The following is a 15,781-nucleotide window of genomic DNA, read 5'->3' as shown; positions in this document are numbered from 1 at the left end:
CGAGGCCCGTGAGAACCCCGCCTTTTTCTGGCGGGGTTTTGCTTTTTTGTGCAGAAAAAAGGAGTCTGCCTGAATCATGACCACCGCACCGTCCATCATCCTCACCCGCCTTGACGTGCAGCGTCTGGAGCAACTGATCGATCGCTTGGGCGACGAGTCTCCCGGCGTCGAAGCGTTGCAAGCCGAACTCGACCGCGCCGAAGATGTGGTCGGCCACGATGAAGTGCCTGCGGGTGTCGTGACCATGAATTCCAGCGTGCATTGCCGCGAGCAAGGCAGCGGTAAGGACTATCACCTGACCCTGGTCTACCCCAAAGACGCCAACGCCGACGCCGGCAAGATCTCGATCCTGGCGCCTGTCGGCAGCGCGCTGCTCGGCCTGCAGGTGGGCCAGCATATCGACTGGCCGGCTCCGGGTGGCAAGACCCTCAAACTGGAACTGCTCAGTGTCGAAGGCCAGCCAAAAGATGGTGGCGACTTTCCTCTCTAAATCTGGCTCAGCGCTTCGTTGAGCGATCGTTCCAGCTCGGCCTTATAGCGCAGATACAGGTTGCTTGGGCTTTGCACATCACCGAGCAGGCCTGACAGGTCCAGGTCGGTGATGTAGCAGCGGTAGCGCTCGGGTTCCCGGCGCTGCCCGACAATCTCCTGGGCGACCACGGTGAAGAGTTGATCACCGAATTCCAGCTCGGAAAACTCCCGCTGATTGCAGTACAGGGTGATGCTCACTTGGCCCGGTGCCGCCTTGCCGATAATCGCCTGCACGTCATAGAACGGTTTGTTCGCCGGGGTCAAAGGCGCTGGCCGAGGTTCGACGCCACGGGCGCGGCCGCTGCCTGATGGCAACAACTGGTAATACAGCGTTTGCACGGCACTCATCGGTTGCTGCGGGTCCAGCGGCGACAGCGCATCGCGGCGATAAATGATCGATTGCAAAAAGCGCTGCAACGGCACCAACAGGCTCTGTTCATCATGGAAGGGCAAGCGCTGTTGCCAGAGCGAGTTGAACTCATCGAGCACGTACAACTCGGCGAAATCTTCATTGACCCGGTAGAACACCTGCACGCAGGCCGCCATGCCCATGGGCAGCAAGAGCGCCAGGTCGTGATCTTCCAGGGCCATGGCGTCCAGGTGTAGCGGACTGTAGCTGGCCAATTCTTCGCTGAGGTAAGCGATCAGCGCCTCCTGAGTGGCCAACGAAACGTGGGTGGCCTGGCCCGGCATCAACTCCATCACATGGTAGTGCTGCTGCACTTGCAGCAGATAGCGATGGTTGGACTGACCCAGCAGCAGGTGTTGCGCGGTGTCGAAGACTTCCTCCACACGTTGCGCGATGAATTGCGCACGGTTGTGACAGAAGCAGCGCACCCGCAGGCGCGGCAGATGACCCGGTGGCAGCTGGTTGAGGTAATCCCGTAAGCAATCGAGCAACGCATGGGGGCCGTCGTAGCGGCTGACCATCACCTCGTTCCAGCTGTTGAGGGTCACTTGGTCGAGGGTCAGCACCAGATTATCGCGCACCCCGGCGTAACTCAGGGAATCGGTGCGCTCGGTGGTCATCAGGATGTTCAGCTCGCGGTGATGCTTGAGCGGGTCGACGCCGACATTGATCAGCAACAGCACCTCCTCGGGTACCGCCGAACGCAGCAGGCGCTCTTCATCGACGCTGGCCAGGGGCAAAGCGATGGTCTGTTGCAGGCTGCCCAACAGATTGAACAGCTCGAATTCGGTCATGTCGCTGACACCGGGGTGCAGGGCCAGCCGTGTGCTGCTGTCGATGACGCCGTTGCGATGGCACCAGGTGAGCATTTCCAGCAGATCGCGGCTGCGCTTGATCGGCGCGAAGTGTTCGCACTCCAGAGCAGTGAGATTGCCGTTATATAAACTCCAGTGATGCTGGCCCGGCTCTTTGCGGTTAGGCGATTGAAGCAGGGTGAGGGTGTCTTCGGCCAAGTCTGGGGCGATACCCGGGTTGATAAATTCGACTTTGCCGGCTTTGCGTTCGAACGCGGCGTACAGGCGCCGGCCCAGCACATTGAGGTCGCGCTTGTTGATCAAGCTGACGGTCTGTTCGGTGCGGGCGAATTGGGTCAGGAAGCGGTAGCTGTGGTTGAGCTCGTTGACCAGGGCGCGGCGTTCGGAAGCCACTTGGCGCACCTTCCACTGGCTTCGGCTATCCAGTAACGCCAGTTGGCGCGGATCCCAACCCCATTCCTGGGCCAGGCGTTCGAGCAACAGGTGTTGCCAACTGCTGGCGCGCTGCCCGGCGCTGAGCTTGCGGTTGACCTTCAGGTACAGACTGCGCCGCACCAGCTCCAGCCGTTCCGGCTCGTTACGCTGCTTGAGGTAGCCCTCGATATGGCGGTAGACCACAACGTAGGGGTCCAGCTCGTCCAAGTCCATTTGATTGGCGTACACGGCCTGTTTGAAGCGCAGGCTCAGGCATTGCACCTGCGGGTGTTCGCTGGCGTACACCTCGGTCAGCAACAGCTTGAGCACCGACTTGTACGGCGACTCGATGCCTTTGAACAACTGCCACAGCCCGGCGCCCATGAATTCGCCCGGTGGGATGCGCGCCAGATGGCCAAGGTCCAGAGTTTCGTCGGCGCGTATAAAGCGCTTGGACAGCAGCGTATGGGTGAATTCGGCGTAGCGGGTTTCTTCATATACCGGCACCAGCCACCAGATCGGTGTACGCCCGGCCAGCCAGATGGCGGTGCGATAGAACTCATCGAGCAGCAAATAGTGCTGGGTCGTGCCGCAGTCGTCGGAGCTGAGTTGGGTGTCGCGCTCGCCGAGTACGAAGCGCGTCGGTTCGATCAGAAAAAAGTGCGCCTCGGCGCCCATGCTCTGGGCCCAGGCCTCCAGCAATTGGCACTTTTTGCGCAGTTCGGCCAGCTCGTTTTCGCCCAGATCCGCCGCGTGGCATACCCACACATCCATGTCGCTTTGGTCGGCCTGGGCCAACGTGCCAAGGCTGCCCATCAGGAACAGCCCATGGATCGGTCGGGGTGGGTTGCCATGGCGCGGTTTATAGGCGAACGAGCGCGTCAGGCGCTGGGCTTCGATCAGTGCTTGGGGGGTAGGCTCGAAATTCGACAGCCCCGCCGGCGTGCTGCCCGAGACATAACCGGGCAAGAGCGGGTGATTGACGTGAAAGAACAGCGGCAACAGGGTCAGTACGCTTTGCTGGCGAGGTGTCAGCCCCTCGACGGCGCGGGCCATGCGGCCTTCATTGAGCGCCATGAAACGCGCGCGCAACTGTGCCAGCACCTTGCGGTCGATGCCTTCGTCCAAGTCGGGGCGGATTTCATGGGTGCGGGTCATGTCGAACTCGTTGGCTCGCAGAGCCCGGCGTGGGCGGCCGTGTAGGAGTTTACAGTCAGAAACGTAGGAGGTTTAGAGGGAAATGGTTTTTTGGCGTCAGAATTTTACAGTCGCTCAGGCGACGCCCTCGGAATCCGCGGCGGCGGACTCCATGGGCGGCATCCGGAATCAGGCGGCTTCTTTGTTCGTGGCAGTGGTCAAGATGGTCAGCAGGGTTTGCGCTTGCTCGGCAGCATCGCGGCCAAGGCTGGTCAGATAGCCCCCATCCGGCTGGTCGATCAGTTTTTTATCGAAGAGACGTTTGACTGCGGCGATAGCGCTGGGCGCGGCGGTCTGATGGACTTTCAAGCCTTCCTGGGTGCTGTCCAAGGGGAAGAGTGCGAGGATTTCCAGTTCGGCAACCAACTCAGGGGTATACGACATAAGGACTCCAGACTTTCTAAATTTATTAGAGGCTAGCAGGCCATAAGGTGAACTCACTTTGCCGAACTGTCCAGCGTGTTGCTGCGTCTCGGAGCTATTCCTTTTCCGGCGGCAGCTCGGGCAGTGCGCGCAGCGCTGTTTCGTACCATTGGGTATCGAACGCGCGATCCTCGTCCAGCATGGCATCAATTTCGAAAGCCAGCACATGAGCCATCAGGTTTAGAATTTCTTCCCGCTCATAGCCCACCAACGTCAGCTTGTTGAATGTGGCCTTGGCGGCGGGTGGGTTGTCACTTTCGATCTGGTTTTCGATCGCTCCGATCAGCGTATGTTCGGCAAAAGCTTCTTCGTCATTGTCGATATCAGTGGGCTCGCTCATGGCGGTGCTCCTCAAGGAAAGGGCGCCAGTCTACCCCCATTCAAGCAGGTGATGCTGCTGGTCAAGCGGCCACCGGGCGTCTATAACGCTTGCAGCCAACCCCGCACACGGCCTGGAGGCTTTGCGATGCTCAAGCTTTACGGATTTTCGGTCAGCAACTACTACAACATGGTGAAACTGGCGCTGCTGGAGAAGGGCCTGCCCTTCGAAGAAGTACTGTTTTATGCCGGGCAGGCCCCTGACGTACTGGCGGTCAGCCCGCGCGGCAAGGTGCCGGTGCTGGAGGTGAAGCAGGGCTTTATCAATGAAACCAGCGTGATCTTGGAATATATCGAACAAACCCAGGAAGGGCCGTCACTGCTCCCGGCCGACCCGTTCGAGCGCGCCCAGGTGTTGGCCTTGTGCCGGGAAATCGAGCTCTATATCGAACTGCCCGCGCGCGCTTGCTTTGGCGAAGCGTTTTTTGGCGTAGCGGTTGCGGAGGCGATCAAGGAAAAATCCAAGGCGGAATTGCTCTTGGGCATCGCCTCGCTGGGGCGGCATGGCAAGTTTGCGCCGTTTGTAGCGGGGGAGAGCTTCACCATTGCGGATCTGTACTTCATGTACAGCTTGAACCTGGCCTGCGGGGTCGGCGAGAAGTTGTTCGGGCTAGACTTGCTGGCGCAGTTGCCGGCGGCCAAAGCGTTGCTGGATCGCCTTAACGCAATGCCCAACGCGCAAAAAGTGGAGGCGGACAGGCAAGCCGCGATGCCGGCGTTCCTGGCCATGGTGGCGGCGAAAAAGTGATCAAGTGTGGGAGGGGGCAAGCCCCTCCCACTACTGTACTCAGCGGCTGGCGAACAGGGCCTGGCCGCGCGCGACCGCTGCCTTGACCTGCGCCGGCGCGGTGCCGCCCACATGGTTACGGGCGTTGACCGAACCTTCCAGGGTCAGCACGGCAAACACGTCTTGCTCGATCTGATCGCTGAACTGGCGCAGTTCTTCCAGGCTCATTTCCGCCAGGTCCTTGCCGGTGTCCACGCCGTATTTCACGGCGTGGCCGACGATTTCGTGGCAGTCGCGGAACGGCAGGCCACGACGCACCAGGTAGTCCGCCAGGTCAGTCGCCGTGGAGAACCCGCGCAAAGCCGCTTCGCGCATGATGGCGTGCTTGGGCTTGATTGCTGGGATCATGTCGGCAAACGCGCGCAACGAATCGCGCAAAGTGTCGGCGGCGTCGAACAGCGGTTCCTTGTCTTCCTGATTGTCCTTGTTGTAGGCCAATGGCTGGCCCTTCATCAAGGTCAGCAGGCCCATCAGTGCGCCGAATACACGGCCGCTCTTGCCACGTACCAGCTCCGGCACGTCGGGGTTTTTCTTTTGCGGCATGATCGAGCTGCCGGTACAGAAACGGTCCGGCAAATCGATGAACTGGAATTGTGCACTGGTCCACAGCACCAGCTCTTCGGAGAACCGCGACAAGTGCATCATCGCGATGCTGGCGGCGGCGCAGAATTCGATGGCGAAGTCACGGTCCGAAACGCCATCCAGAGAGTTACCGCCCACGGCGTCGAAACCCAGCAGTTGCGCGGTGTATTCGCGGTCGATCGGGTAGGTCGTACCGGCCAGCGCGGCGCTGCCCAAAGGCATGCGATTGGCGCGCTTGCGGCAGTCCACCAGGCGTTCGTAGTCGCGGCTGAGCATTTCGAACCAGGCCAACAGGTGGTGGCCGAAGGTCACGGGCTGTGCGGTCTGCAGATGGGTGAAGCCGGGCATGATGGTGTCCGATTCACGCTCGGCCTGCTCAAGCAGGCCTTTTTGCAGGCGGGTGATTTCGGACAGGATCAGGTCGATTTCGTCACGCAGCCACAGGCGAATATCGGTAGCGACTTGGTCGTTACGGCTGCGTCCGGTGTGCAATTTCTTGCCAGTCACACCGATACGATCGGTGAGGCGGGCCTCGATATTCATGTGCACGTCTTCCAGGTCGACGCGCCAGTCGAACGTACCGGCTTCGATCTCACCGCGGATGGTGGTCAGGCCGTCGATGATGCTGTCGCGCTCGGCCTCGGTCAACACGCCGACCTTGGCCAGCATGGTGGCGTGGGCGATGGAGCCCATGATGTCGTGGCGGTACAGGCGCTGGTCGAAGGTGACGGAGGCGGTGAAGCGCGCGACGAAGGCGTCGACGGGTTCACTGAAGCGGCCGCCCCAGGACTGGTTGGTCTTGTCGGTGCTCATGGATTCGCTCGTGAGTTGCTTTAATAAAAAGGCGTGGAAGTGTGGCGCCGATCATAACAGGGTTGCTCGCGGAGGCGGTGGCGCGGGTCGTTGGCATTTTTATTTGTGCAAAGGATGGCTAAGTGCCTTGCCGTCGATCGCGTCCGGGATGAGACTGGAAAAAGAGACTTATTGAAACGATATTTGACGATTGAGCAATGTCGTCTCGGCAAGCGTCTACAGTTGGACTGATAGTGTGTGAATGCACCAAAGTCGGGTAACGCGGTCAGAGCCCAGACTAACCATTAAACAAGGGGGGTATTCGGATTGTGTATCAGCAAACCCTACGACGATGCCCGAAGGCAGCGGGTCTTGGGCGCTATTGAACAGGTCCGGGTAAATATGGGTGCCACCTTCGGGGCACTTTTTGCCGCTCGCACGAGTCTTAGCGTGGATCGCTGTGACGCAAGTCACCGCACCTGTCTACGTTATCCTTGTGCGAGACTCACGCAGGAATCCAGCGCAATATGAATGTCCTGATCGTTGATGACGAACCCCAAGCCCGCGAGCGACTGAGTCGTTTAATCAGTGAACTCGAGGGTTATACCGTTCTTGAACCGAGCGCCACCACCGGTGAGGAGGCGTTGACGCTGATCGACAGCCTCAAGCCCGATGTGCTGTTGCTCGATATCCGTATGCCGGGCCTGGATGGCCTGCAGGTTGCTGCCCGCCTGAGTGAGCGCGAATCGCCTCCGGCCTTGGTGTTGTGTGCGGCTCAGGATGAGTTTCCCGCGCAGACGCTGGAAGACAGTGGCGTGAGCTTCGTGACCAAACCGGTGACGGCCGAAGCGTTGCTCAAAGCCCTGAAGAAGGCCGAGCGTCCCAACCGCGCCCAGCTCGCCGCGTTGACCCAGCCTGCCGCCCAAAGTGGCAACGGCCCCCGCAGCCATATCAGTGCACGTACCCGCAAGGGCATCGAGTTGATCCCCCTGAATCAAGTGGTCTACTTCATCGCCGATCACAAGTACGTCACTCTGCGTCACGAAGCGGGTGAAGTCTTGTTGGATGAACCGCTCAAGGCCCTTGAAGACGAGTTCGGCGACCGCTTCGTGCGTATCCACCGCAATGCGTTGGTGGCCCGTGAGCGTATCGAGCGTCTGCAACGTACGCCGCTGGGGCACTTTCAGTTGTTCCTCAAAGGGCTCAACGGCGATGCCTTGATTGTCAGTCGTCGGCATGTCGCCGGCGTGCGCAAAATGATGCAGCAGCTTTAGCCCGAGGGCTGTAGCGGGACTGCATTCCTTATCCCGGTGCGACGAGGCCAGGGAGGCCCCGCACTTGCTGATTCAAATCAAGGCGTATTTGCCTGAGCTGTTATTATCTGCCGTATCTATTCAGTACGGATTGATCCATGTCCCCTCGCGAAATCCGCATCGCCACCCGAAAAAGCGCCTTGGCCCTATGGCAGGCCGAATACGTCAAAGCTCGCCTTGAGCTGGCCCACCCCGGCCTCAAGGTGTCCCTGGTGCCCATGGTCAGTCGCGGCGACAAGCTGCTCGACTCACCGTTGTCGAAGATCGGCGGCAAGGGCCTGTTCGTCAAAGAACTGGAAACCGCGTTGCTGGAGAACGAAGCCGACATCGCCGTGCACTCGATGAAAGACGTGCCCATGGACTTCCCCGACGGTCTGGGCCTGTTCTGCATTTGCGAGCGCGAAGACCCCCGCGACGCTTTCGTTTCCAATACCTACGCTTCACTGGACGAGTTGCCCCTGGGCAGCATCGTCGGTACCTCCAGCCTGCGCCGTCAGGCCCAGCTGTTGACGCGCCGTCCGGATCTGCAGATTCGCTTTCTGCGCGGCAACGTCAATACGCGTCTGGCCAAGCTGGATGCCGGTGAGTATGACGCGATCATCCTCGCCGCCGCCGGTTTGATCCGCCTTGGCTTCGAAGACCGCATCACCTCGGCCATCAGTGTCGAAGACAGCCTGCCCGCCGGTGGGCAGGGCGCCGTGGGTATCGAATGTCGCAGCGCCGACAGTGAAATCCATACTCTGCTCAAGCCTCTCGACCATCGTGATACCGAAGTTCGCGTCACCGCCGAGCGTGCCTTGAACAAGCACCTCAATGGCGGCTGCCAAGTGCCGATTGCCTGCTACGCCGTACTTGAAGGCGATAACTTGTGGCTGCGCGGTCTGGTGGGCGATCCGGAAGGCGGCACCTTGCTGACCGCCGAGGTGCGTGGCCCGCAATGCGAAGCGACGGCTTTGGGCATCCAAGTGGCGCAAGAGCTGCTGGAGAAAGGCGCCGGCGCCATCCTGCAAAAAGTCTACGGCGAGGCCGGCCCGCAGTGACCGGCTGGCGTGTGCTGCTGACGCGGCCCGCCGAGGAATCGGCGGCGCTGGCGACGGTGTTGTCTGACGTCGGGATCTACAGCAGCAGCCTGCCCTTGCTGGATATCGAGCCCTTGCCGATCACCCCTGACCAGCAAGCGCTGTTGCGTGACCTCGGCCGCTACTGTGCCGTGATTGTCGTCAGCAAACCCGCCGCGCGCCTGGCCTTGCAACAGCTGGATCGCCAATGGTCCGAGATGCCCTGGTTCAGTGTGGGGGCAGCTACTGCGCAGGTGCTGGCCGATCAAGGCTACACGGTTCACTATCCGCACACCGGCGATGACAGCGAGGCCTTGCTTGAACTGCCGGCATTACGCGAGGCTATTGCGCGCCCCGATGCACGGGTGCTGATCCTGCGGGGTGAGGGCGGCCGCGAATTGCTGGCAGAGCGTTTGCGCGAGAGAGGTGCTAGTGTCGACTACCTGGAGTTGTACCGGCGGTTCCTTCCGACCTACGACGCCGGTGAGTTGATGCAGCGCATCCAGTTGGAACGCTTGAACGGCGTGGTGGTCAGCAGTGGGCAGGGTTTCTTGCACCTGCAAGCCCTGGCCGGCGCCGATTGGCCGGAGGTGGCACAGCTGCCGTTGTTCGTGCCCAGCCCAAGAGTCCAGGAAATGGCGCGGGCTGCCGGTGCAGAAAAAGTGGTGGATTGTCGCGGCGCGAGTGCCGCGGCTTTGTTAGTGGCGTTAGGCGGCTATGTCTTATAAAAACATCCCGCCCCCACTCTCTGATACGCAAAGGACGGATACGTGAGCGAAACAGCCTTGCCTAAAGATGAAGCTCAACCCGCACTTGATGCGCCGGTCGAGACACCGGTCACCGCGCCGCGCCGTGGCAATGGCCTGGCGGTCGTCGCCTTGCTGCTCGGCGCTGCCGGAGTGGCCGCCGGCGGTTGGGGGATCTGGCAGGTCCGTGCCCTGCAAGCCAGTCACCAGCAGCAACTGGGCCAAGTGCAGACCCTGGATGAGCAATCCCAAACTCTCAAGCAAACCCAGCAACAATTGGCCGCGCGCCTGGCCCAACTGCCGGGTGCGGATGAGCTGGAGGAGCGTCGCCGTCTGGTGGCCCAGTTGCAGGGTGATCAGCAACACCTGAGCCAGCGCCTGGAAACTGTTTTGGGTGCCAGCCGTCAGGACTGGCGTCTGGCCGAGGCCGAGCACTTGATCCGCCTGGCGAGCCTGCGCCTGTCGGCTTTGCAGGACATCAATAGCGCTCAGGCGCTGGTGCAGGGCGCTGACGAGATTCTGCGCGAGCAAAGCGATCCCGGCGCCTACGCGGCCCGCGAGCAGTTGGCCAAGAGCCTGGTCGCTCTGCGCAGTACCGAACAGCCGGACCGCACCGGGCTGTACCTGCAATTGGCCGCCCTGCGCGATCAAGTGGTGCAGCTGGCGGCGATTGCGCCGGAGTATCAACTGACTGAACCTGCCGCTGAAGGTCGTCCCACCACCGATACCGAGGGACGTTGGAGCCAGTGGTGGGAGCAGATTTCCCGCTACTTCCGCATTGATTTCAACCCAGACGACAACATCCGTCCGTTGCTTGCCGGTCAGGGCCTGAACCAAGTGCGTCTGGCCCTGAGCCTGGCGCTCGAACAGGCGCAATGGGCGGCGCTCAATGGTGAGTCGGCGGTGTATAGCCGCTCACTGGGTGAGGCGCGCAGCGTGCTGCAGGACAACTTCAATCAGGACAACCCGCAGAGCAAAGCGATGCTGGCGCGCATCGCCGAGCTTGAGCCCAAAGCCGTGTCGGTGGTGACACCGGACCTGGCCGCGAGCCTCGCCGCGGTGCAGGCGTATCTTGATCGTCGCCACCTGTCTGCCGATGAAGCCAAGGCGGCTGCCAAGCCGGCGTCCCAGGAGTAGAGCCGATGAAGCGTTTCTATGTGATCCTGGTGCTGGCGATCGCGATCGCCCTGGCACTGGCTGTGGGCATCTCGAAACACACCGGCTACGTGCTGATTACTTATCCACATGTGCTGCATTACGAGTCGAGCCTGTGGGCGACCCTGTTCGCCGTGTTTGCCATCATTCTGGCGATCTACCTGGTCCGCGTCTTGCTGAGCCTGGTTACCACGTCGGGCGGCGTGGTCAACCCTTGGTCGCGGCGTAATCGCAGCCGCCGTACACAGATCGCTATCGAACAGGGCCAGATGGACCTCGCCGAAGGGCGCTGGGCCAGTGCCGAACGCCATTTGCGGCGTGCCGCCGAAGCCGAACGCCAACCGTTGTTGTACTACCTGGGCGCGGCGCGAGCCGCCAATGAACAGGGGCGTTACGAAGAGTGCGATGCTTTGCTTGAGCGCGCTTTGGAGCGCCAGCCCCAGGCTGAGCTGGCGGTCGCCTTGAGTCATGCGCAACTGCAACTGGACCGTGGCGATACGGACGGTGCGCTGGTCACGCTACAGGCAATGCACGAGCGTCATCCGCATAACGCGCAGGTGCTACGTCAGTTGCAGCGTTTGCATCAACAGCGCGGTGACTGGTCGTCGGTGATTCACCTTTTGCCGCAGCTGCGTAAGGACAAGGTGCTGCCCGCCGGCGAACTGGCCGAGCTGGAACGTCGCGCATGGGGTGAAAACCTCAGCCTTGCGGCTCAGCGTGAGGAGCACGACGAAGCTGGCCAGCAATCCCTGGAGCGGGCTTGGCAACAACTTACCTCGGCCCAGCGTCAGGAGCCGCAGTTGGTGCTGGCTTACGCCGAGCAACTGCGCCAATTGGGCGCCGACGCCAAGGCCGAAGAGGTCCTGCGTGGTGCGATCAAGCGCGGTTACGACAGCCATCTCATTCGCCTCTACGGTCTTTTACGCGGCAGCGACTCGGCTCGGCAGTTGAAGTTCGCCGAAGGTTGGCTCAAGGATCATCCCGGTGATGCCAGCCTGCTACTGACCTTGGGGCGCTTGTGCCTGCAAAACAGCTTGTGGGGCAAGGCGCGCGACTATCTGGAAAGTAGCCTGCAGGTGCAGCGCAACCCTGAGGCTTGCGCCGAGCTGGCGCGTCTGTTGGCGCAGTTGGGAGATACCGAACGCAGCAACCAGTTGTTCCAGGAAGGCCTGGGGTTGTTGGATAGCCGTCTATTGGCGTCACCGTTGCCAGTCCCTGCCCGGGTTTGATGTAGGAAGGAGCGGAGGGTTGACTCAGATATGGCAAACCCTCACCCCTTTGATGCACGCGAATAGGTAGGGTAAGTGTCTGGCAGCAAACTCCTACGCGCCGTCGCCTGAAGTCTTCCATCCTCTGGCGGGATGTCTGCAGGCTCTCACGGAATTGTCTGGTCTAACGTATATTGAAAGCGTTCAGGCCTTTCCTCTACCGTAGCGATCTACTTTTCGCGATGCGGATAAAGCATGTCTTTGGCCCCTTCTCGCTCCTTGTTTTTTCTGGCGTTCCTGGCCGGTGCGCTGACGTTGGGCGCATCCTATTACCTTGAGTTCGGCGTCTCGTTACGCCCGTGTTTTTTATGCCAACTGCAGCGGGTTTTTCTGGCTGCTTTCACGCTGATCAATTTGATCGCTGCCCTCCATAACCCCAAACGTCCTGTCATCTCGCTATATGGGCTGGCCAGCGTGGCGTGCGCAACGCTGGGCGCTATCACAGCTGTACGCCAGATACTGCTGCAAAATGCCGCACCCGACCAGGCCGCCGATTGCTGGCCCAGTCTCAACCATATGCTCGACAATCTTTCGCTTTGGCAGGCGCTGCAACAGGCCGTCGAAGGCACTGTCGACTGCGTGGAAATCAACTGGACGTTGTTCGATTTAAGCCTGCCGGAGTGGAGTCTGCTGTTTTTCGTGGGGATGCTGATTCTGGGCATCACGCAGTTTTCACGACCGTTACTTCGCCGTCGCCTGTACCCGATGAGGCCTTAAAAGCAGGCTGAGGTTTGTAGGACGGGATTAAACACTTGTATGAACTTTCTGTCCTGCGTACCTTGAAGCCATAGTCATGCGGGCATAATCTGGCCCGCACGCGTTATTCAAACCGGTTGTCTGATGCAGCCTTGTCCCGCTGCTGTTTTATCCTTGAAGTATTCGCGGGCATCAGGCGGCAGCGCCCCTAATAGGGAAGAGAGATCATCATGTTGGAACGTTGCAAGAATGCTCGCGAACGCTGGGGCGGGGTGCACAAGCTGATCGACAGCTGGTTGAAGGCACGTCACGAATTGATTCGGGCTTTTGATGCGCTCGGTGCCGAGCCCGAGGCGTTGGCCCAGAAGCGTGAACCGTTGCAGGATTTCTGCGTTGTGTTGGTGGATTACGTGTCCGCGGGGCATTTGAGCATCTACACCCAGCTCACGAAGGAGGCGGAAGCCTTCAAAGACCAGCGCGGTCTGGATTTTGCCAAGACCCTTTACCCACGCATCGATGTGATCACCGAGAAGCTGCTGGCATTCACCGACCTGTGCGATCAAGGCAAGTGTGTCGCCGAGAAATTCAAAGAATTGGGTGCGCTGCTCCACGAGCGTTTCGAGCTCGAAGACTGCCTGATTGAAGTGCTGCACAACGCTCACAAAGAAAACACTGTCGCTCAGGCCTGACTTCGAGATACGCGATAAAAAAACGGTGCGCAGGTCGCACCGTTTTTTATTGGCTCAAGAACGGGTATCGAGCAATTCGATCTCGAAAACCAAGGGCGTGTACGGCGGGATCAATTCGCCGGCACCGTCGGCGCCATAGGCCTGCGCCGATGGAATAACCAGGCGCCACTTCGCACCCACGGGCATCTGTTGTAGAGCGCTGCTCCAGCCGCTGATCACGCTGTCCAGGCGAAACCACTGAGGCTGTGTGCTCTTGTCGAAAACCGTCCCGTCGGGTAGCCGACCGACATATTTCACCTGAACCTGACCATTGGCTTTCGGCGTGGGGCCGGTACCTGGCGTGAGTTCCGTGAGCAAAATTCCATCCGCCAATTCACGAACGCCTTTCATGGTTTTTTCCTGGGTCAGGAATTGTTGTTCGGCAGCGAGTGCTTTTTCACTCAGGGGCGCTTGGGCGTCCGCTTCGCTCTGCGCTTCGTGCTGCGCGAGGATCTGCTCGATACGCGCGTTATCCAAGGCCAGTGGCTTGCCTTGATAGGCTTGTTTGAGGCCGTCGATCAGGGCCTGGATCTGCAGGTCTGGAACCTCCTGGCGCAGGCGCTCACCGAGGCTGGCGCCCAGGCTGTAGGCGAGGTCATGCTGATCCGGCTCGATGGTTTTAGACGGCGACGGCGCGCTCGCATTGGCTACCGAAATTGCCAGGCCAAGCACAAGAAAAAGGTAACGCGACATGGACATTCTCCGGCCGAAAGTGCGATGGATTATGCCAGTGTGGAAACGTAAAAAGTGTCGCCCATTTTCGTTCTCACGATAAGAATTTTCGTACGGTGCAACGCGAGGCAATCGATACTGTCAACATGCGCTAGCGGCGGTAAGAGCAGAGGGCTAGTATGAGCCGCACCCACGTCAGCCAGGAGGTAAACCATGTCGGCCAAACAGAAGCCTGTTAATACCCCGTTGCACTTACTCCAACAACTGTCGGGCAGCTTGCTCGAACATCTGGAAAGCGCCTGTTCCCAAGCGTTGGCCGATGCAGAAAAACTGCTCGCCAAGTTGGAAAAACAGCGCGGTAAGGCGCAAGAAAAGCTGCACAAATCCCGCACCAAATTGCAAGATGCCGCCACCGCCGGCAAGGCCAAGGCACAAGCCAAAGCCAAAGACGCTGTTAAAGAACTTGAGGACTTGCTGGACGCGCTCAAGGATCGCCAAGCTGAAACCCGCGCCTACATTTCTCAACTCAAAAAAGATGCTCAGGAAAGCCTGAAACTGGCCCAGGGCGTTGGCCGTGTAAAAGAAGCCGTGGCTAAAGTGCTGGGTGCTCGTACACCGGTAAAAGCTGTTGCAGCAAGCGCGGCGAAGAAGACTTCGGCCAAACCAGCGGCTAAAACCGCTGCCGCTAAGCCAGCCGCCAAGCCAGTAGCTAAAACCGCTGCCGCTAAGCCAGCCGCCAAACCAGCAGCTAAAACCGCTGCCGCTAAGCCAGCCGCCAAGCCAGTAGCTAAAACCGCTGCCGCTAAACCAGCCGCCAAGCCAGCAGCCAAAACCGCTGCCGCTAAACCAGCCGCCAAGCCAGTAGCTAAAACCGCTGCCGCTAAACCAGCCGCCAAGCCAGCAGCAAAAACCGCCGCCGCTAAACCAGCCGCCAAGCCAGCAGCAAAAACCGCCGCCGCTAAGCCAGCAGCCAAGCCAGCGGCTAAAACCGTTGCCGCTAAGCCAGCAGCCAAACCAGCAGCTAAGCCCGCCACCGCTAAGCCAGCCGCCAAACCAGCAGCTAAAACCGCCTCCGCTAAGCCAGCAGCTAAACCAGCGGCTAAAACCGTTGCCGCTAAGCCAGCAGCCAAACCAGCAGCTAAGCCCGTCGCCGCTAAGCCAGTAGCCAAACCTGCTGCCGCCAAGCCGGCCGCTGCAAAGCCTGCGCCGGCCACTTCGGCAGCGACCCCGGCAGCCGCCACCGCTCCAACCGCACCGGCGAGCAGCACCCCTGCACCGGCAGCGCCAAGCACTACCCCAACCAGCGCTTCCTAAGCGCCGGTGGCCGCGACGCGCAGCTGCTGCAGCGCGTCGTGGTCAAGGTTGGCGGCATCCTCGGCCGCCAGTCTTTCCAACCATCTTTGTTGATCTGCCCGCTTGCCCGATGGCCATGTGTCGGCCAGTCCTTCCAGACGCATCAACAAGTGCCGTTCGGCTTCCAGCTCCATCGACTTGATCCGTTCCCTTAAGGCCGCCAGCGGCTGGTCGTGCTGCGCGCTCGCTCGCCATTGCACGCGCAATTGGCGCAACGGCTCGATCACCTGCGTCTGCCAAGGCCCGGCGATGTGCTTGAGGGCCTGCACTCGCTCGTCGGTCAGGATGACGCCGCGCTGTTCCAGCCAGACGCCGCACAGCATCAGGCACACATCCACCCCTTGCGCCTGCAACCGCAGGCAGGCGGCTTCCATACCCGGACGGGCGTAAATCGAGAGAGCAAAGCTCCACAGGTCAGCGCACATAGTCACACCCAAGCCAGCGGCCAACGAAGCTGGTAGACT

General features: G+C 60.4%; 16 protein-coding genes and 1 pseudogene. 11 read left to right on the top strand and 6 right to left on the bottom strand.

Annotated elements, in window-relative coordinates:
- Positions 1-76: 76 nt before the first annotated feature.
- The gene (gene rnk / locus HRH33_RS26215; RefSeq protein ID WP_167416986.1) at positions 77-490 is read left to right on the top strand and encodes a nucleoside diphosphate kinase regulator; all 414 of its coding nucleotides are present in this window, start codon (positions 77-79) and stop codon (positions 488-490) included.
- Here rnk and HRH33_RS26210 read toward each other — a convergent pair.
- The 3 genes from HRH33_RS26210 to HRH33_RS26200 all read right to left on the bottom strand — a co-directional run bounded on the left by HRH33_RS26210 (position 487) and on the right by HRH33_RS26200 (position 4,129).
- Positions 487-3,327, bottom strand: coding sequence for a class I adenylate cyclase (locus tag HRH33_RS26210; RefSeq protein ID WP_167416987.1), 2,841 nt, complete (start codon positions 3,325-3,327; stop codon positions 487-489). The genes rnk and HRH33_RS26210 overlap by 4 nt on opposite strands.
- Positions 3,328-3,495: 168 nt before the next feature.
- Positions 3,496-3,750, bottom strand: coding sequence for a TIGR02647 family protein (locus HRH33_RS26205; protein ID WP_034101439.1), 255 nt, complete (start codon positions 3,748-3,750; stop codon positions 3,496-3,498).
- Positions 3,751-3,844: 94 nt separating this feature from the next.
- Complete coding sequence (locus HRH33_RS26200; protein ID WP_094064371.1) at positions 3,845-4,129, bottom strand: hypothetical protein; 285 nt, start codon at positions 4,127-4,129, stop codon at positions 3,845-3,847.
- Between the two features lie 126 nt (positions 4,130-4,255).
- On the opposite strand from HRH33_RS26200, the gene HRH33_RS26195 reads away from it, so the two are divergent.
- The gene (locus HRH33_RS26195; RefSeq protein WP_034139776.1) at positions 4,256-4,915 is read left to right on the top strand and encodes a glutathione S-transferase family protein; all 660 of its coding nucleotides are present in this window, start codon (positions 4,256-4,258) and stop codon (positions 4,913-4,915) included.
- 39 nt (positions 4,916-4,954) lie between these two features.
- Here the strand turns inward: HRH33_RS26195 and argH are convergent, their stop codons facing one another.
- Positions 4,955-6,349 carry an argininosuccinate lyase gene (argH, locus tag HRH33_RS26190; RefSeq protein WP_167416988.1) on the bottom strand — a complete coding sequence of 465 codons (1,395 nt, stop codon included), beginning with the start codon at positions 6,347-6,349 and terminating at the stop codon, positions 4,955-4,957.
- Between the two features lie 393 nt (positions 6,350-6,742).
- Between argH and HRH33_RS26830 the strand changes: the two are divergent.
- From HRH33_RS26830 to rsd, 8 genes and pseudogenes are all read left to right on the top strand, one after another.
- A pseudogene (locus tag HRH33_RS26830) lies at positions 6,743-6,859 on the top strand (sensor histidine kinase); the annotation flags it as partial.
- Positions 6,856-7,602, top strand: a complete 747-nt coding sequence (locus tag HRH33_RS26185; protein ID WP_034139774.1) for a LytR/AlgR family response regulator transcription factor — start codon at positions 6,856-6,858, stop codon at positions 7,600-7,602. The pseudogene HRH33_RS26830 and the gene HRH33_RS26185, both read left to right, overlap by 4 nt.
- 137 nt (positions 7,603-7,739) lie before the next feature.
- The gene (hemC, locus tag HRH33_RS26180) at positions 7,740-8,681 is read left to right on the top strand and encodes a hydroxymethylbilane synthase (protein ID WP_034139773.1); all 942 of its coding nucleotides are present in this window, start codon (positions 7,740-7,742) and stop codon (positions 8,679-8,681) included.
- Positions 8,678-9,427 carry a uroporphyrinogen-III synthase gene (locus HRH33_RS26490; RefSeq protein WP_167416989.1) on the top strand — a complete coding sequence of 250 codons (750 nt, stop codon included), beginning with the start codon at positions 8,678-8,680 and terminating at the stop codon, positions 9,425-9,427. The genes hemC and HRH33_RS26490 overlap by 4 nt, the downstream gene beginning before the upstream one ends.
- A 42-nt stretch (positions 9,428-9,469) precedes the next feature.
- Positions 9,470-10,582, top strand: a complete 1,113-nt coding sequence (locus HRH33_RS26485; RefSeq protein WP_034101432.1) for a uroporphyrinogen-III C-methyltransferase — start codon at positions 9,470-9,472, stop codon at positions 10,580-10,582.
- Positions 10,583-10,587: 5 nt separating this feature from the next.
- Complete coding sequence (locus HRH33_RS26170) at positions 10,588-11,829, top strand: heme biosynthesis protein HemY (RefSeq protein ID WP_094064368.1); 1,242 nt, start codon at positions 10,588-10,590, stop codon at positions 11,827-11,829.
- A gap of 234 nt (positions 11,830-12,063) precedes the next feature.
- Entirely contained in the window at positions 12,064-12,585 is a 522-nt protein-coding gene (locus HRH33_RS26165; protein WP_167416990.1) for a disulfide bond formation protein B, read from the top strand.
- Between the two features lie 209 nt (positions 12,586-12,794).
- The gene (gene rsd, locus HRH33_RS26160; protein WP_123479221.1) at positions 12,795-13,253 is read left to right on the top strand and encodes a sigma D regulator; all 459 of its coding nucleotides are present in this window, start codon (positions 12,795-12,797) and stop codon (positions 13,251-13,253) included.
- Positions 13,254-13,307: 54 nt separating this feature from the next.
- Here the strand turns inward: rsd and HRH33_RS26155 are convergent, their stop codons facing one another.
- Entirely contained in the window at positions 13,308-13,985 is a 678-nt protein-coding gene (locus tag HRH33_RS26155; RefSeq protein WP_034139767.1) for an FKBP-type peptidyl-prolyl cis-trans isomerase, read from the bottom strand.
- Between the two features lie 192 nt (positions 13,986-14,177).
- On the opposite strand from HRH33_RS26155, the gene HRH33_RS26150 reads away from it, so the two are divergent.
- On the top strand, positions 14,178-15,278 hold the full coding sequence (locus HRH33_RS26150; protein ID WP_167416991.1) for an AlgP family protein: 1,101 nt from the start codon (positions 14,178-14,180) through the stop codon (positions 15,276-15,278).
- On the opposite strand, the gene HRH33_RS26145 is transcribed toward HRH33_RS26150, so the two are convergent.
- A complete protein-coding gene (locus tag HRH33_RS26145; protein ID WP_034139764.1) occupies positions 15,275-15,742 on the bottom strand; it encodes a TIGR02444 family protein in 468 nt (155 codons plus the stop codon). The two genes, HRH33_RS26150 and HRH33_RS26145, sit on opposite strands and share 4 nt — an antisense overlap.
- Positions 15,743-15,781: the final 39 nt, after the last annotated feature.

Origin of the sequence: Pseudomonas rhodesiae, assembly GCF_013285305.1 — a bacterium.
Lineage (GTDB): Bacteria > Pseudomonadota > Gammaproteobacteria > Pseudomonadales > Pseudomonadaceae > Aquipseudomonas > Aquipseudomonas rhodesiae.
The sequence above is the reverse complement of the archived record's forward strand: the minus strand, read 5'-3'. Positions and strand labels throughout refer to the sequence as shown.

Excerpts from the sequence above, each read along its gene's own strand:
- HRH33_RS26210 (WP_167416987.1), bottom strand. The coding sequence starts at position 3,327 with ATGACCCGCACCCATGAAATCCGCCCCGACTTGGACGAAGGCATCGAC.
- argH (WP_167416988.1), bottom strand. The coding sequence starts at position 6,349 with ATGAGCACCGACAAGACCAACCAGTCCTGGGGCGGCCGCTTCAGTGAA.
- rsd (WP_123479221.1), top strand. The coding sequence starts at position 12,795 with ATGTTGGAACGTTGCAAGAATGCTCGCGAACGCTGGGGCGGGGTGCAC.
- HRH33_RS26165 (WP_167416990.1), top strand. The coding sequence starts at position 12,064 with ATGTCTTTGGCCCCTTCTCGCTCCTTGTTTTTTCTGGCGTTCCTGGCC.
- HRH33_RS26155 (WP_034139767.1), bottom strand. The coding sequence starts at position 13,985 with ATGTCGCGTTACCTTTTTCTTGTGCTTGGCCTGGCAATTTCGGTAGCC.
- HRH33_RS26205 (WP_034101439.1), bottom strand. The coding sequence starts at position 3,750 with ATGTCGTATACCCCTGAGTTGGTTGCCGAACTGGAAATCCTCGCACTC.
- HRH33_RS26185 (WP_034139774.1), top strand. The coding sequence starts at position 6,856 with ATGAATGTCCTGATCGTTGATGACGAACCCCAAGCCCGCGAGCGACTG.
- HRH33_RS26200 (WP_094064371.1), bottom strand. The coding sequence starts at position 4,129 with ATGAGCGAGCCCACTGATATCGACAATGACGAAGAAGCTTTTGCCGAA.
- HRH33_RS26145 (WP_034139764.1), bottom strand. The coding sequence starts at position 15,742 with ATGTGCGCTGACCTGTGGAGCTTTGCTCTCTCGATTTACGCCCGTCCG.
- rnk (WP_167416986.1), top strand. The coding sequence starts at position 77 with ATGACCACCGCACCGTCCATCATCCTCACCCGCCTTGACGTGCAGCGT.
- HRH33_RS26150 (WP_167416991.1), top strand. The coding sequence starts at position 14,178 with ATGTCGGCCAAACAGAAGCCTGTTAATACCCCGTTGCACTTACTCCAA.
- HRH33_RS26195 (WP_034139776.1), top strand. The coding sequence starts at position 4,256 with ATGCTCAAGCTTTACGGATTTTCGGTCAGCAACTACTACAACATGGTG.
- HRH33_RS26170 (WP_094064368.1), top strand. The coding sequence starts at position 10,588 with ATGAAGCGTTTCTATGTGATCCTGGTGCTGGCGATCGCGATCGCCCTG.
- hemC (WP_034139773.1), top strand. The coding sequence starts at position 7,740 with ATGTCCCCTCGCGAAATCCGCATCGCCACCCGAAAAAGCGCCTTGGCC.